The following is a 16,299-nucleotide window of genomic DNA, read 5'->3' on the forward strand; positions in this document are numbered from 1 at the left end:
AATAAGCGAGAATAAACTTGATCTATACTTCCTTTGCTATTCCATCCTCCATTATGACATAAAACTGTATTTTCTTGTACAGAAGTTGGTATAGTGAGATAAGAAGATGGCTATAGATAAAGGAGTTTTAGACATGACACAGTACTTACACCAAGAAACGGAACCTAGACCCATTTACGTCTATGATACTTCTGAGGTATACGGAGAAAAAGGCAGATTTCGTGTGCTTGAATTCGGCAATGATGCAATTCAGGGAATCCTTGATCTAAATCAGCCGGAGCGAATCTTGTTTGAATATCCAAGAGCGATTCTGCATTTAATGGAAATGAACAATCCCTCTTACGAAGATGTATTTTTGATTGGGCATGGAATCGGTACGTTATCCTCTGCTTTGCGTGACAAATATGTAGTCATTTCAGAAATTGACCAGAAAGTATCCGACTTGAGTAAAAAATACTTCGGCTACGAGGGTCCCCCCGTTCTCATTGAGGATGGATATACATTACTAAAACAGATGACGAGTGGCCGTTTTGATTATATCGTTGTGGATGCTTTCCATGAAGGCGGCGTTCCTGAGCAACTGACAACGATAGATTTTTTTGAAACGGCTTGCGATAAACTAACTGAAGATGGAACCCTTCTGATGAACATTATTGGAAGAGGACCTCAGGATCCTTACGTACAGTCCTTTTACCGATCTCTTTCCTCTCTTTTTCCTGTAGTTGATCTTTTTTCTCTATATGCAGGAGGCTTAGGAAGATCGAAGAATATGATTATCGTTGCTGGTTATCATCCTTTGCGGTATCAGCAAAAATCGATGGCTCATTTTCGTAAAATAAAATCACCTCAAATATCTGCTCGATAGAGATATAGTAAGGGATATAACTACCCTGCGAGTATACAAGCAAACAAACCGCCGTGTTTTATCACGCCGGTTTGTTTTTTTGTTCTAATGTGACAAAAAGCATTAATCGCAAAGAGATGAACATTCTCTTATTAGATCTGACTTAAATCAAGAGTATACGTATTTACCATGTTGTTCGATTTATTCTTATAATGAAAAGTCATCACGCCATCAATGATACTGTTAAAAAAGATAATATGATCCCTCTCTATTTCATTATTTCGATCAGATCCTGCCTGTTCTAAATACTCTCTTTCCCTTTCAGGAAGCGTGAGAAGTTCATGAACGTATGCCGCTTTTTCAGACTGTACATTATAAACAATAAGATGCTGCGAGGCATACTCTCGTAAGATCAGCATGCGCTGATTATAATGCTCCACCATGTAGATTTCATCTTTTTGCATAATGTCTGTTAGGTTATATAAGGCAATTACTGTACCATTCTTATCTAAGAATCTTGCCTGCTTCCCGTTGGTGAGCAGCACATTTCCATGTGACTTATGAAGTGTTGTATCCTCGTAATATCCTTGGAATGAGAAGCTGTCTTCATCAAGGACTTTTCCATTTTTAACGAGTACTTGTCCCGTGTATCTAGCGGTACCTGCCATGCCAAAGCTCTCTTCCATCCGTAAATAATACGTACCTGCTGCGATCTTTTCCACTTCAAACTCCCTCAATGTTTTAAACTTCTTACTGACCTGCCCGATCTTTGTTCCTATCTGATTACTTTTAGCCTGGAATAACTCTCCTGTAGTCAGTTTGATCCAATAGGTCATTTGATCCGCAGTCCCCTTCGCATAGGTTCTAGGGATGAGAATCGTCTTTTTCGTACGATCCCAAGTCACTTTCTGTTTGACTGAAGAGGCAACAAACTGCAGCGGAACGTAAATTTTGCCTTTTTCCATTTGAAGAGGTACATCAAGCAGCACTTTTTTCTTATCTACGTACGCTGTTTTGCTTCCATGTGTCAGTTTAATTTCCTTATTCACACCATACAGAACAGCCGACTTTGTCTTCTGGTTCCAGGCAACGTTCAGACTTAGATAATCACTAATCTCCCGAATAGGCAGCAAAATCCGACCTTGCTGTATAATGATCGGGTCCTCAAGCTTGGTATATTGATCTCCTGTCTCTACTCCTGCCTCTACATAAACTTTTGAACTCTTCGCATCAGCAACGTTTACTTGTGAGAAAGCTATTCCTGCCATCAGCATACTGGTGAACAGCAATACGATCTTCCCAATCCTCTTCTTCCGTATAGACATACGATTCCTCCTGTTAGCGGGTTATGTAATCGATTCTTATATACTAATTACAATAAATTAAGGTAAATTAAACATTTTTTCACATCTAATTATTCTTTTAACTCTCTTCACCCATACACTTGTGCGAAGAAAACATGCGGTATTAGGTTGAAAAAACGCAAAAAGCCTGATTTCTCAGGCTTACTTTTGTTTTCTCAGTCTTTCATTTTAATGTTTGTGTCGTACTTCTTTTATCTTTATTTCGTCAACTCATTGTCAGTTGCTTCGTCATAAACACACTGTATGGATCTTCTACGTAATCGGCAAAAGGATCACAATACTCGAACCCTAATTTTATGTACAAATTTATTGCCGGCTTAAAGCTATCTAACGTGCCTGTCTCCAGGCTGACCTGATGGTATCCTCTTCTTTGCGCTTCTTCTAACATATGTTCAAGGATTCGCCTCGCGACTCCCTTTCGGGTATGCAGGGAAGCAGTGCGCATCGATTTAATCTCTCCATGCGAGGGATCAAGTTCTTTCAATGCCCCGCAGCCAAGCAGTTCCTTACCTTCCCATGCCGTCCAAAAGGTAATCTCTGGTTCCTTCAATCGCTCCAAATCCAGCGCATGCATACTCTCTTCCGGAGACTGTGACAGCATTTCCTTATAATGTTCCTCAATTAAATTAGTGATCTCTGGTCCGGTTAGATCATCGATTCTTATGTCCATGGTGTTTCGCTCCTGTTCCTGTTGTTATCCTCCAAGTTATCCCTGTAGTAAGCTATTTTATATAAATTTAAGATTCATGATACCTATATACCAATAAATGATAAACAGAAGAGGTGCAATCACTACAAGAACAAGTCCTCCAAACATCAATTTCACATATCTTGTTCTGTCCATTCCTACTCGTAGTTCCCATATCGCTAGCGTAATATAATACAAGCCCAGCATCACCAGCATAAGAGGTACAATAATTAACATTAACAAAATACCAGCAACCATAATATCCCCTCCTTTTGTTAAAACACTATTTGTCTATCATAGGTTTAACGCCTGAATTCATATAAAGCTAAAATGAAGTAAAAAGAAAGCTCTCCTGCTAGTCAGGAAAGCTTTTAACTAACGTCTTATTTTATCAAATCTGGAACGATTTCCAAAACTCGCCCTCTTTATAGATCAGTTCCTTGATCTCATCAAAAGGAATCGTAAATGTAGGAAAACCGGCAGCATAGGGTCCAATTTCATAAGGAGCGAAATATAGATGAAGAGCATTGTCAGATACATAAAACGGCTGATTGGGTTTGATCCCTTGGTAACTCTCGGAAAATACATAGGAATATGCTGGATCGTCTGTAATGATCTTTCGAATCCGTTTACTCAGTACTTTTACGTAATCTGCACCTGCTTTAAACAAATCTCTCAACATAAATATACGGCCCGTGACTAGATGAATCAGCGCGTGTATTTTTGTTGGTAAGCCATGGGCCGCTCCTATGGTATAGTGGTAACCGTTTAGTTCAATGACAACAAGATCTTTTTTATAATAAATAACATCATAATCCCCTGTGAAAGTCTCTTCTTTCTCCTCAATTAGAGGAACCTTCTTTACTTCAGCCAGCTGCTTCATTCGGATATTCACTCTTTGTTCGCTAATTGCATCAGGCATACCTTCTATTACAGGATAATAAACAAGGTAATTTGGGTTTGGCTTATATTTCGCTTCCTTAACTCGGTATGTTCCATTCAGTGAAATCACTTTATTCGGCTCCCAGATAACATTTCCCGTACGGTTCACGTAGAAAAGTCTTTGATCAATGAGCGCCTGGATCACATCGTCTTCTTTAACAGTTAATGTACCGCTGCCTTCTATCCGTGGATACCCTGGAACCGGAGTTCCACTAACATCTATAAAATAGGTCTGTTCCTGATCATTCACTGAAGCAAGACCATCTATAAACTCGGATACATCAGAGAATAAAAAATCAGTCAGCAGTGTACCTGTTCGATCGGCTATGGCGTAAAGCGGTAAACTAAGCGGATGTTTTGCATCTAGGGTTCTTCCAACAGCCCAGCGATCTTCTCCTAGATCACGAATATCCTGATATTCCGCAGGAATGATATACACCCCTTGTTTATCGATCACTCCATAGCCTGGCTTATAAACATCTGACGTGTTTACGATAGCCTGCCCCTGATGAAATGCGGTCGCCCCTGTAAAAGAAGGTGGAATCATCGCAGTTCCTCTCTCATCCATATATCCATATGTTCCACTTGCTGTCTCTTTAAATACAAGGAATCCATCACTATAGTTTCCTACATAATAATAGGGGTATGTAGCCAGTCTCTCTCCCATTTCGTTAATTAACGCATACTCATAATCCTTGATTTTCACAACCGCTTTCTGCTGATCGTAGTCGCTTGCTTCTTCATATTGTGCTGGAATGACTACTTTCCCCTCGGAATCAAGGTATCCATACTGTATAACACTACTTCCTGTATTGCTATTTGTGGTCTCCATAGAATATACAGACCGATTCCCAGCCAGATTAGAGATAAAAGGATAGGTTTGCTCTGTAACCATCTCTCCCTCTTCGTTCAGCATAGCAAAATAATATTCATCCACAGTTACAATCGCACGTTGCTCTACGAAAGGGGCGATCGATGTATACACAGGTTCTACTAGATACTCGCCTGAGTGCTTTGTCAACCCATATTTCCTTTTTTGAGCCACCACAGCAAGTCCATTTTTCTGAAAATCCCTTGCTTCACTGTATTGTAGAGGAATTACCGTTTCACCCTCTGCATTTATATATCCCCACTTCGTACCTTCAGTTGTTTTCTCCGCCATGTGAAATAGGGATGTTCCTCGTTTAGTTATAGCAGATGTCGCCGTTTGTTCTATGAACTGTTTCTGTTCTTCCACGATTTGTTTTTCCACAATTCGTTTTTTCATCATTTGTTCTTCCATCACTTGTTTATCCATTATTTGTTCTTCTATAATCTGTTCTTCCGTAGTTTGCCCGCCCATATGTTTATAAATATTTTCAATCTTTGATTGCAGCTGCTGAATCTCTTTACGAGTAGGATATGGATTTTGGAACAACAGATTCTTATGAATCGATTGCAGCGCAGCAGGCAGCATTCCCGCACGGTACTGGGCATCCGCGAGGTAATACCAGTACAATGGATAATTCGGATGTTCTTCCGTTTTTCGCTCGTAATACTGAACTACATTCACCAAATAATAAGGATAGACATCCCATGCGGGTACGAACTTTCCTTCTCTGAAGCCGATTACCTCAACACGATAAGCCTCCCCTGTATCATGTATCCAAAGGGCAATATCACTCGTCTGATTTCCACCGGATATTCCAGGGATGTTTATGATTTCAATGGAACTATAATATAAATCTTCTGGCGCTGCATCGATGAATTCTCCATCTTCCCATTTATAGATCGACAGTTTAGAGTGAACGGCTCCGATCTGCCAGCCAATTAGTAAACTCTTCCTATCATGATATAAGATGGGCTCACTTATCATCAGCGTAAGACCATACCCGTGTCCTTTTATTCTCGCAGCGACCTTCCATTCCTGATCAGTAAAAATAAGCACCATCAGATATAACTCTTCATTTGCCTTGTAAACGACAGAAATCTCAGGAATTTCATCTCCTGTTAGATCCCCTATATAAATGGCCTGACGAGGCAATGGTCCTTCTATGTTTATAACCGTAGCAGTACTAGGCAGATGGGACAAAACAAGCTGAGTTAGCTGGGCTTCATGATGAGTAGACATAAATGGAGGCCTCCTTTTTACAACAGTATCCATCCTCATCGTATTGTTGAAAAAAGATAAATATACCGTTCTTTCCTTTAAATTTGGAATAACCTAATGTGGACGACATATATTTACGTGAAGGAGGGCTTGAAGATGATTATATCGATCAGTGTTGCTGCAAGTGCTATTGCTTTTATTGTTTTAGTCTATTATCTAGTCCGAGTTCTGATGAAAGGGATGAGCACACTTAGTGAAACGAACAGAACATTATCCGAAGTCAGAAATGCAATTCATGGGCTGACACAGGAATCAACCAAACTCATACAAAAGGCGAACGTCATCACCTCTGATGTAAAGGGTAAAATCCGTTCCGTTGAGCCCATCTTTAACTCTGCCGGGGATGTAGGGGAAGCCATTCACAGCGTGACGAAGACGGTGAAGCAAGCTTCAGAGGCGATTGGTGATGTCATTCACCCGGCAGCAGAACAAGATACGAAGAAGCCAGTAAAAATTAAATTCAAGTAGAATTTTAAACGGTGAAGAAATGGGGTGAATCATGCCAACCATCCTGGTTCAACTCGCTTATCTTGTTATTTTCATTTGGTCGGTTGTAATGATTGTGCAAGACATTCAGCTTTCCCGAAAATCCTTGCTTACTATTTTACTGCATATTGCCGTAGCCATCGTGTCGCTTAATTGGTTCTTGCAATCGATCGGATATCGATTATAAACACGTTAATATAAATAAGAGGAACCCCGAATATGAAATCGAGGTTCCTCTTATTTATATTAATTTGCACTTACATCCGTGTTTTATTAGCCTCTTCTTTTATCTTCTGATAACGTCTGAGATCAGCTTTCTTGACCGGAAGCGGTTCTTTTCTGATCAGTTTTGTCATTGCTGCAATAAGCAGTAACAATAATACCGTAAATGGTAAAGCAGCGATTAAGGAAGCGGTCTGCAGAGCTTCAAGCCCGCCTGAGTATAACAGCACTCCGGCAATGGCAGCCATTAGAGTACCCCACACAAGTTTACCAATACTTGACGGATTCAGACTGCCACCGCTGGTCATACTTGCAAGAATATAGGTTGCAGAGTCCGCTGAAGTCACTAAGAATGTAAGAATGAGCAGAATCGCTAATACTGACATAATTCCGGCAAACGGCAGTTGATCAAACATTTGGAACAAAGCCACTGAGACATCTTCATTTACAGCTGCAGCGATTCCTGTATTTTCATGAAGATCAAACCATAACGCCGTACCGCCGAATGCGGCAATCCATAAACATGAAATCAACGTCGGAATAATCGTAACACCCACGATAAATTCCCTGATTGTTCTTCCTTTCGATACCCTTGCTATAAAAGCGCCAACGTAAGGTGACCAAGCAATTGCCCATGCCCAGTAAAAAATAGTCCATTCTCCTACCCAAGTTCCTTCGGAATAAGGTTGAAGCCGCAAACTATACTGAACAAAATTCGTTATGTAATCCCCGATCGCTAATGTAAATGACTCGAGAATAAAGACAGTTGGACCCATTGTAAAAACAAATAACAAAAATGCTATCGCAATAATAAGATTAAAATTACTCAAGATACGGATCCCTTTATCGAGCCCTGTCATCGTAGAGATCATATAACATACGAAAATAATGAATAACATCAACAGTTGAATCATGGTGTTGTTTCCTATGCCGGAAACCTGTTCCAGCCCTCCACTCATTTGAAGAACACCAAGCCCGATGGAAGTGGCTACCCCCATCACGGTTGCAATGACAGCTAAAACATCAATTGCATTTTTAACGGTTGTATTCTTTCCTGTCACAGGTTCTAATGCGGTGGATACAAGGCCATCCCTTTTTTTTCGAAATTGAAGAAAAGCAATAACAAGACCGACTAACGCAAATACAGCCCATTGACTTATTCCCCAATGAAAGAAGGAATATCCCATTGCGACACGCGCCGCTTCCGTTGTTCCTGCTTCCACACCCGCAAACGGCGTGTTAAAAAAGTGGCTCATCGGCTCAGCTACTCCCCAGAATACGAGTCCTACGCCAAATCCAGCGGAGAATAACATACCTAACCACGTAAAAAACGAGTAATCAGGTTTCTCTTTTTCTCCTCCAAGACGAATCGCACCATACTTACTGGCCGCTAGCCACATCAGAAATACGATGATCACGACCAGTGACAACAAATAAAACCAACCAAAATTTTCTTTAGAAAAGTTAAATAAATAATTTGCGGTATTTCCGAAAGCGTCAGGCATGATAGCCCCAGCTAAAGCAATAATCGCAACAATTATTGCAGAAATGGAAAACACCTTATTCTTAAATAATTTGCCAACCACAGACTCACCTCTACCATTTTAGTAAAAAATCTATATAGAATAGTTATTTACACCAAAATGATAAATCTTAATCAGGAAATAAACGTATTATTCCAATAGTAAAGAATACCATAAGAAAAGAAGGATACATAAAATAGGCACTACAACACCGATCGCCATGGCAATATAGGGGGTCGGGGACTTCATATATTGTATAAATTCACTTTTTTCGCTTGTCAGAAAAACTTGTTGTTGGATTCCATTTACAATCTTTTTGCTGTCTGCTGGACTCAGCTCAGAGATATGCGTCCACATTCCCATATATTCCTGTTTACTTTTTTCTAATAACTCATCAGCCGAGGGTCCTTCTTTTGTATGGTCGGCCTCTGAACGTATGATATCTGACATGGAATCGCCGCCTTTTCAATAAAATTTACTAATACTATAGAAACACGAAAAAACTAAAAAAGTTTGAACACTATATTATTTGAATACAATCTTAATAGATACTTAAAATTATAGATGACCTGACAGTACCCTACGTCCTTTTCTAGATGAATTGTTTTACTGCTAAGATAAAAGACCTGGGGTTCTCTCTTAGTGTGTAAGGATACACACCTTGCTGCGTATGTATATATAACATCCCATGACCATTGCCCATGGAGCGGTAGGATAAATCAAATACTTTTTCGATTGGAAACTCCCGATAGGCAGATACAATTTTATCCGGATATAACTTTAGAAGCCGCTGATGTTCGATGATCTCCATGTTCAAGGAATGGATTTTCCGCTCCATTTTATAATAAGGCTGTATCGCTATTGGGTTGCTCATTCTCCATGTTCCTTTCCCTGAATATTTTATCGTAACTATTCTCTTAGTACGGTACCCTATCCTTCATCATATGAACCTCTATATGCTGCCGGAACCGGCTTTACATGATAGTCTGTAGATAGATTGCAGCCCTTATACCTTACCCCATGTTACAAGGTTAGATTAATCCTCAAAGGAGTGACTTATTATGCATCCTTTCTCACCTGATCTATTAAAAGACAAAGTCATCATTGTTACCGGCGGTGGAACCGGTCTCGGACTTGCCATGAGCGAAATGTTTGCTGACCTAGGCGCAAAACTCGCTTGGTGCGGAAGGAGATCCGAAGTGCTCGAACAATCAGCTTATAAATTTGCAGCTAAAGGAGTTGAAGTATTCTACCAAAGCTGTGATGTACGAGATGCAGTACAAGTAGCGTCTTTTGTGGAAGCGGTTACTGCTCATTTCGGTCAGATTGATATCCTTGTTAATAATGCTGCCGGAAACTTTATTAGTCCTACGGAGAAGTTATCTCCGCGGGCCGTAGATGCCGTTTTAAATATTGTGTTACATGGTACCTTTTACATGACACTGGAGGTCGGGAAAAGATGGATTGAGCGTAAAGAAACCGGAACCATGCTGAATATCGTAACTACTTATGCATCTAGCGGCAGCGGGTCGGGGTATGTTGTTCCTTCTGCTGCAGCCAAAGCGGGGGTACTTGCGCTTACACGTTCACTTGCAGTCGAATGGGCTCCTTACGGTATTCGCCAAGTTGCTATTGCGCCGGGTCCATTTCCAACCGAGGGAGCTGGTTCCAGATTAACTCCGACTCCGGGTCTCGAACAAAAATTAATCGACAGAGTACCTTTAAAACGTGCCGGAAACAAAGAAGAACTCGGTGCGCTTGCTGCTTTTCTTATTTCTGATTACGCAGGTTATATTAACGGGGAAGTCGTCACTATTGACGGCGGGGAGTGGCTTCAGGGCGCGGGACAATTTAACGGGCTAATAGAACTCACCGAAGAGGAATGGAATGCACTCTCTAAATCAACTCGAAAAGGATAAGAAAAAGATGCCTTCTCTGATAACGAGATAGGCATCTCTTTATGACTGAAAAAAACATGCTTTCATCTGTGTAAAGTTGTCCATTAAATGATTCGGAACCTACACGAATCGTTCCAAGCAAGTTCGAGCTTACTTACATAATGGAGCTAATGTCGCATCGGTTACTTCTACGAGCTGGTTTGTCGCGATTTCCAGCTGGAATCCTACTTTTCCTGCACTAATTATCATTTTTTCAAGATCTTTGGCTTGCTCATCAATAAACACAGGATAACGCTTCTTCATTCCAATCGGAGAACATCCCCCGCGAATATAACCTGTCACTTCTAGCAGATCTTTGACAGCAATAAGTTCAATTTTCTTTTCTTTTGCCCCTTTCGCTGCTTTTTTCAGATCTAATTCACACTGCACAGGAATGACAAATACAAAATACCCTTTCGTATTACTTCCTTGCGCCACTAAGGTTTTATAGACGTGTTCTGGAGACCTTCCTACTTTGCGCGCCACAGATAGACCATCAATGTCTCCATCGTCCACGGAATAAGTCAGCATGTCATAGGAAATCTTCTGTTTATCCAACATTCGCATCGCATTTGTCTTTTCTTGCTTCATTTTATATCCTGCCTTTCTTGATTGGTAATGACGTTAATTCTATTCTAATCATCGCTTGTATGTATGAAAAGTACAGTTCTCTAAGCAGGCCTGTGAAAACTCCTGGAAGTGAATCAATTTCATAACTCATTAAAACGATGAATTTGTAACTATATATAGACAAATAGAACCATTTTGATCTATATATACCCCTGATTAAAGCAACTAAAGGTATTATGAAATTGATTCAAGTAAATAATATAAAAAGAGCCGCAGTCTGCGGCTCTCCTTATCAACTACCATAATAAACTGATTGTTAGCAAGTTAAATAAAGCTAAGGGAAGGATCACATTGGGATTGGGTCCGTGCCCGGGAGGACCCCACCCAGGTCCTGGGCCGTGACCATGGCCGTGGCCATGACCTCCCCCACCCGGTCCATATCCGCCTGGATAAAATCCACGCTGATCTTCCACTTGCAAAAATACATAATGATCATCGACATTTACTACGATACCCTCAATTGATTCTCCATCTATGGTAAGTACTTTTACCTTGTGATTAACCAATTGCTTGCAAGTATGTTTTGCATGCTCTTTATGTTTTTTCAAGTGGTCTGCGAGCTGATGCTCACATTGATACATTAATTGATGTCCGCGATATGCCACTTTCTATTCCTCCTTTATGAATCATCCTGCTCACAATGTATGCAGTAGGCTCAGAAAGGGTGTTTGCCTATAGAAAGAGGTTACATTCGATCCATCATTTTTTTGTTCTAAGGATTTGTGGACCACATACCAGCCGATTTAATAAAGATTCTAGAATTCAGTTTCAACTGAGATACCATATATTCAGCCAAGTCTTCAGGCTGCATTACTTTATCTGGATTGCCATCAGTCAGGTTCAGATCTACTGCCATATCTGTGGCTACGGTGCTTGGTGTAAGCGCAGTTACACGAATATTGTGTTTTCTAACTTCCAGCATCAAAGATTCAGTTAATGCTAGAACTCCTGCTTTCGAAGCACTGTATGCACTTGTTACAGGTGCTCCTTTTTGGCCTGCTGTAGAAGAAATATTAATAATATCGCCTGATTTACGCTCGATCATTTGCGGTAGAACTGCTCTGGTTGTATAGTAAACACCCATCAAGTTCACTTGAATAATCTGTTCCCAATCCTTCGGATCAAGTTCCATAAAATTACCGAACTTCGAGATACCCGCATTATTAATCAGGATATCAATAGGTCCGAGTTCTTGACTGACATGCTCTACAGCTTTTGTAATGGATTCTAGATCGGATACATCTGCGGTTGCAATTGACACTTTGACACCGTAGGGCTCTAGTTCCTCTGCCACTTTTTCCAAATGGTTTTTATTTCGTGCAATGAGACCTACGTGAATGCCTTCTTTTGCAAATTCAATCGCGGTTGCTCGTCCAATGCCTCGTCCTGCACCCGTAATTAGGGCGACTTTCCCTGTAAGGTTTTGCATTTTCTTCACTCCTTTTAATAAACTTTTACACTCATATTATACTTTTATAATCTCATATTTTCCAAACTTTACATGACAGGTATGCCATTAATTATGCAGTCAGATGTTTAGATAAGCCAAGAATCACTATTCGGTATATAAAACGGTATATAAAAAACAGCAGCCCCCGCTTGAGAGCTGCCATCAAATATCTAAACCTAGATTCGATTATACTTGAACTGTTTTTTTCCAATCTGCTGCAAATTTCTCGATTCCTTGATCCGTTAACGGATGTTTAGACAATTGTTCAATAACAGAGAAAGGAATAGTAGCTATATGTGCACCTGCCATTGCAACGCGTGTTACGTGGTCTGGATGGCGAACGGATGCGGCAATAATTTGTGCATCCAAATTATGAGTTTTGAACAATTCAGCAATTTTGGCTACAAGCAATACGCCATCTTCTGAGATATCATCCAAGCGACCCAAGAATGGGGATACATAGGTTGCACCCGCACGTGCTGCTAAAAGTGCCTGATTGACTGTGAAAATCAAGGTTACATTGGTTTTTACACCTTTTTTAGTCAGATAACGGCATGCTTCTAAACCAGCAAGTGTCATTGGCAGTTTAATCGTAATATTTTTATCATTATTATTGATCTTGATTAGTTCATTCGCTTGTGCAATCATTTCTTCCGCTGTTTCTGCATCAGGTGTTACTTCAGCCGATACGGATTCAACTTCCGGTACTTCACGTAAGATTTCCTCGATACGATCTTCAAATTTCACACCTTCTTTAGCAACCAAAGAGGGATTTGTCGTAACTCCAGACAACACTCCAATTTTGTAAGCCTTTTTGATGTCTTCCAGATTAGCTGTGTCAATAAAGAATTTCATCGATATTACCTCCGTTTATTGGGTATGATTTAGTAGGCTTCAAATTTATCGTAAACGTGTTGTATACGTTCCTTCTATTGAAGCACAGGGCTTTTTGTTACAAGACTAAGATCTTCTTCTATGGTTTCGGTTCTCTTTTCCTCTTCTTGATCGAACCACCAGTGATATCCATCCTGCGCAAGCAATTCATCCGAAGCAGAAGGTCCGTTAGTTCCCGCAGCATATATATGAAGAGGTACAAGATTTTCATTGTAAGCTTCTAAAATTGGCTCGACCCACTGCCATGACAACTCCACTTCTTCCCAATGTGCAAAGAATGTAGAGTCCCCGTTCAGCGCATCGCCGATTAGATTCTCATAAGCTTCCGGTAAGTTCGCTTGGCTCTCGTGGAAATCGATATACATCGGTTTGATCTTCTCTTTATTCAGAGGATCTCTTGTATTCAGATGCAGCGAAATTCTTTCGTCTGGACTGATTTCAAAAACAAGCAAGTTCGGCTTTTTGTTCTCGTCTTGTGTTCCGCCGGACTTCTTCAATGGCTCTTTGAATTCGATCACAATACGTGTCGATTTCTCTTTCATTCGTTTACCGGTACGGATATAGAAAGGAACCCCGCGCCAGAAATAGTCATCAATTTTCAGTTTCGCCGCGATAAAAGTATCATTACTGGAGTCTTCTGGGATATTCGGTTCCGAAGTATATCCTACAACTGGATTCCCATCAATCACTCCTGCCCCATACTGTCCACGGATCACAGAGGATTTGACATCTTCTTTATGCAGCTGTTCCAAAGAATTCATGACGATTTTCTTTTTCTCCCGAACATCATCATTTGTTGTATTATTCGGAGAGTGAGTCGTCAGCATCATGAGCAATTGCAACATATGATTCTGGAACATATCCCTAACTGCTCCCGCTTGATCATAATAGCCAGCTCTCTCTTCCACACCTACGGTTTCATTGGACGTGATTTGAATATTCGCTATATAGCGATTGTCCCACAAGGCTTTAAAGACTGGGTTGTTGTTTTGCAGAACTTCCAGTTTCTGAACCATTGGTTTGCCAAGATAGTGATCAATACGGAAAATTTCTTCTTCCCTAAAAGCAATGGACAAACTTTCATTTAACTCTCGTGCAGACTGCAAGTCATGTCCAAACGGTTTCTCGATCACCAAGCGCTTCCATCCACTTGTTTTTCCAAGTCCGCTTTCCTGAATATTAGCAGCAATGGTTCCAAAAAATTGAGGTCCTACAGACAAATAGAACATCCGGTTCGACTTCGTCTCCAATTTTTGTTCCTGTTGTTCAATTTCTTGCAGTAATGTTTTGTAATCTTCTTTATGACCAACATCAAGAACACGATAGCGGAAAACTTCTATAAATTTTTGAAGATTTTCTTGATCTATCACTTTGCGCCGGGAGAACATCCGTAAAGATTTCTCAACATTGGCCTGAAAATCAGGATCGGAAAGTTCTCTTCTCCCAAGACCGAATACAGAGAACGATTTGGGTAATTTTTGATCAATAAATAAATTATATAAAGCAGGGTAAATTTTCCTTTTTGCTAAATCCCCTGTGGCTCCAAACAATACAAATGTAATAGCCTCCATGATTTCTCTCCTCTCCGTTGATGCCTGTTAGTTAGACCTTTTAGTTAAATCTGGTATTTCAATCTTTAATCCACTATAATACAAATCACACCTATACAGGTAATTAATATATTTCACAGGAGCTATAGATGACGTCTATGATCAATCACGAACTATACAAAGTATTTTATTGGGCAGCAAAAACAGGAAGCCTCTCTAACGCAGCTAAAGTGCTGTTTATTACTCAGCCAAGTGTCAGTCACGCGATCAAACAACTGGAAGAAAGCCTGGGTGTCACCTTGTTTTACCGAACTTCCAAAGGGGTCTCTTTAACCCAAGAAGGAGCAACATTATATTCCTATATAGAACAGTCTCATATTCTGATTTCACTGGCTGAAGAAAAAATGACGGCACTTAAAAAACTAGATAGCGGTGAGCTGCGAATCGGCGGAAGCGATTCCTTGTTCAAACATTACATGCTTCCTTATCTAGAGAGCTACCACCAGAAATATCCGGGTATTAAGCTTCACCTTAATCACGGGACGACTCCTGAAACCATTGCTTTCTTAAAGGAAGGTAAGATTGATCTAGGTGTCGTTCGGATGCCGATTGTTGATCCACAAATTGAGGTCATTGGTGGAGTTCACCTGCAGGACTGCTTTGTGGCGGGAGCTCGTTATGCTGAACTTAAGGATCGGGTACTAACACTCGAACACCTGCTTGAGTATCCAATCATTTTATTTTCACGCAACAGCCGGGCACGAATGGCAATTACAGAGCTTTTTCAGACCTACGGACATCAAATCAAACCTGAAATCGAGGTAGGCAGTGTAGATTTGTTAATTGAACTTGCACGAAAAGGTCTTGGCATCTCTTATGTAACGAAAGAGTTCATTTCGAAAGAACTTGAAGAAGGCTCTCTATTTGAAATTCAACTCGATATCCAAATGCCTCCCTCTCAAGTGGGTCTTATGACTATGCGTAATATGCCGCTGTCCACGGCAGCCAGCAAATTTATAGAACTCGTAAATTAATCCTATTAAATAATTGAGCATTTTTAGGAAAAGTAAAAAGCATTCATCACCTGAGCTGTCAGGTACGAATGCTCTTTTTTATGATATTGAAATTGATTCACCTAAATCAATATAAGTTCGTAGACTTACAACCGCAAATGACATATTGGCCTGTAATTTCAGCACCTTTATAACACCATCTATTCCCGCTATTAGGCTGAACGTACTGACTCACACAATCCATACATTTCGCTCTTACCCCTACCGGATCACTCGTATACCACCAGCCGGATGGATGAGGACATAAACCTCTGCACCCATTTAATGCATTGTTCGTTGTGCAAGTAACATACGTGGAAGGGCAAGAGCCGTCCGCTCCGCATCCCGTGCAAAATTGTCCATGTGGCGGAGAACAAGCTCCTTGTAAAAAAGAGATTCTAGCCACATCTTCTCTTGGGTTAATTAGAATCTTGGCGAGCATGAGAGCAATCTGTTCAGAAATTCGGTTCAACCAGGTCTTACGCGTCCATTTTCGAGTAATGCGGCTGATCGAGTCTTGGGTTTGTTCGTCTTTATTAACAGGTTTACGCCACATCAGAATTCCCCC

Annotated in this window: 18 protein-coding genes; 5 read left to right on the plus strand and 13 right to left on the minus strand. The window is 40.5% G+C overall.

Annotation, left to right across the window (positions count from 1 at the left end):
• Positions 1 to 133: 133 nt before the first annotated feature.
• Positions 134 to 865, plus strand: a complete 732-nt coding sequence (locus GQY27_RS01465; protein ID WP_160031735.1) for a spermidine synthase — start codon at positions 134 to 136, stop codon at positions 863 to 865.
• 131 nt (positions 866 to 996) lie between these two features.
• On the opposite strand, the gene GQY27_RS01470 is transcribed toward GQY27_RS01465, so the two are convergent.
• From GQY27_RS01470 to GQY27_RS01485, 4 genes are all read right to left on the minus strand, one after another.
• On the minus strand, positions 997 to 2,169 hold the full coding sequence (locus tag GQY27_RS01470) for a copper amine oxidase N-terminal domain-containing protein (RefSeq protein ID WP_160031736.1): 1,173 nt from the start codon (positions 2,167 to 2,169) through the stop codon (positions 997 to 999).
• A 244-nt stretch (positions 2,170 to 2,413) separates the two neighbouring features.
• Complete coding sequence (locus GQY27_RS01475; RefSeq protein ID WP_160031737.1) at positions 2,414 to 2,878, minus strand: GNAT family N-acetyltransferase; 465 nt, start codon at positions 2,876 to 2,878, stop codon at positions 2,414 to 2,416.
• 57 nt (positions 2,879 to 2,935) lie between these two features.
• A complete protein-coding gene (locus GQY27_RS01480) occupies positions 2,936 to 3,154 on the minus strand; it encodes a hypothetical protein (RefSeq protein WP_236570431.1) in 219 nt (72 codons plus the stop codon).
• 133 nt (positions 3,155 to 3,287) lie between these two features.
• On the minus strand, positions 3,288 to 5,948 hold the full coding sequence (locus GQY27_RS01485; protein ID WP_160031738.1) for a WG repeat-containing protein: 2,661 nt from the start codon (positions 5,946 to 5,948) through the stop codon (positions 3,288 to 3,290).
• A 135-nt stretch (positions 5,949 to 6,083) separates the two neighbouring features.
• On the opposite strand from GQY27_RS01485, the gene GQY27_RS01490 reads away from it, so the two are divergent.
• Positions 6,084 to 6,455, plus strand: coding sequence for a DUF948 domain-containing protein (locus GQY27_RS01490; protein WP_160031739.1), 372 nt, complete (start codon positions 6,084 to 6,086; stop codon positions 6,453 to 6,455).
• 31 nt (positions 6,456 to 6,486) lie between these two features.
• Positions 6,487 to 6,660 (plus strand): hypothetical protein, encoded by a 174-nt coding sequence (locus tag GQY27_RS01495; RefSeq protein ID WP_160031740.1) that lies wholly within the window; start codon positions 6,487 to 6,489, stop codon positions 6,658 to 6,660.
• Between the two features lie 70 nt (positions 6,661 to 6,730).
• Here GQY27_RS01495 and GQY27_RS01500 read toward each other — a convergent pair whose 3' ends face one another.
• From GQY27_RS01500 to GQY27_RS01510, 3 genes are all read right to left on the minus strand, one after another.
• Positions 6,731 to 8,281, minus strand: coding sequence for a BCCT family transporter (locus tag GQY27_RS01500; RefSeq protein WP_160031741.1), 1,551 nt, complete (start codon positions 8,279 to 8,281; stop codon positions 6,731 to 6,733).
• Between the two features lie 87 nt (positions 8,282 to 8,368).
• On the minus strand, positions 8,369 to 8,668 hold the full coding sequence (locus GQY27_RS01505) for a hypothetical protein (RefSeq protein ID WP_160031742.1): 300 nt from the start codon (positions 8,666 to 8,668) through the stop codon (positions 8,369 to 8,371).
• Between the two features lie 142 nt (positions 8,669 to 8,810).
• Positions 8,811 to 9,092 (minus strand): hypothetical protein, encoded by a 282-nt coding sequence (locus GQY27_RS01510; RefSeq protein ID WP_160031743.1) that lies wholly within the window; start codon positions 9,090 to 9,092, stop codon positions 8,811 to 8,813.
• A 187-nt stretch (positions 9,093 to 9,279) separates the two neighbouring features.
• Between GQY27_RS01510 and GQY27_RS01515 the strand changes: the two genes are divergently transcribed.
• The gene (locus GQY27_RS01515; protein WP_160031744.1) at positions 9,280 to 10,137 is read left to right on the plus strand and encodes an SDR family oxidoreductase; all 858 of its coding nucleotides are present in this window, start codon (positions 9,280 to 9,282) and stop codon (positions 10,135 to 10,137) included.
• A gap of 129 nt (positions 10,138 to 10,266) precedes the next feature.
• Here GQY27_RS01515 and ybaK read toward each other — a convergent pair whose 3' ends face one another.
• The 5 genes from ybaK to zwf form a co-directional block, all read right to left on the minus strand.
• Positions 10,267 to 10,746, minus strand: a complete 480-nt coding sequence (ybaK, locus tag GQY27_RS01520) for a Cys-tRNA(Pro) deacylase (RefSeq protein WP_160031745.1) — start codon at positions 10,744 to 10,746, stop codon at positions 10,267 to 10,269.
• Between the two features lie 275 nt (positions 10,747 to 11,021).
• Positions 11,022 to 11,390: a hypothetical protein gene (locus GQY27_RS01525; protein WP_236570432.1), complete on the minus strand. Its 369-nt coding sequence runs from the start codon at positions 11,388 to 11,390 to the stop codon at positions 11,022 to 11,024.
• A gap of 107 nt (positions 11,391 to 11,497) precedes the next feature.
• On the minus strand, positions 11,498 to 12,214 hold the full coding sequence (locus GQY27_RS01530; protein WP_160031746.1) for a 3-ketoacyl-ACP reductase: 717 nt from the start codon (positions 12,212 to 12,214) through the stop codon (positions 11,498 to 11,500).
• A 207-nt stretch (positions 12,215 to 12,421) separates the two neighbouring features.
• A complete protein-coding gene (gene fsa, locus GQY27_RS01535; RefSeq protein ID WP_160031747.1) occupies positions 12,422 to 13,090 on the minus strand; it encodes a fructose-6-phosphate aldolase in 669 nt (222 codons plus the stop codon).
• Positions 13,091 to 13,164: 74 nt separating this feature from the next.
• Positions 13,165 to 14,700 (minus strand): glucose-6-phosphate dehydrogenase, encoded by a 1,536-nt coding sequence (zwf, locus tag GQY27_RS01540; RefSeq protein WP_160031748.1) that lies wholly within the window; start codon positions 14,698 to 14,700, stop codon positions 13,165 to 13,167.
• A 128-nt stretch (positions 14,701 to 14,828) separates the two neighbouring features.
• On the opposite strand from zwf, the gene GQY27_RS01545 reads away from it, so the two are divergent.
• Positions 14,829 to 15,713, plus strand: a complete 885-nt coding sequence (locus GQY27_RS01545) for a LysR family transcriptional regulator (protein WP_160031749.1) — start codon at positions 14,829 to 14,831, stop codon at positions 15,711 to 15,713.
• A 106-nt stretch (positions 15,714 to 15,819) separates the two neighbouring features.
• On the opposite strand, the gene GQY27_RS01550 is transcribed toward GQY27_RS01545, so the two are convergent.
• Positions 15,820 to 16,287, minus strand: coding sequence for a hypothetical protein (locus GQY27_RS01550; protein ID WP_160031750.1), 468 nt, complete (start codon positions 16,285 to 16,287; stop codon positions 15,820 to 15,822).
• Positions 16,288 to 16,299 lie beyond the last annotated feature (12 nt).

The organism is Paenibacillus sp. An7, assembly GCF_009870785.1.
GTDB lineage: Bacteria > Bacillota > Bacilli > Paenibacillales > Paenibacillaceae > Paenibacillus.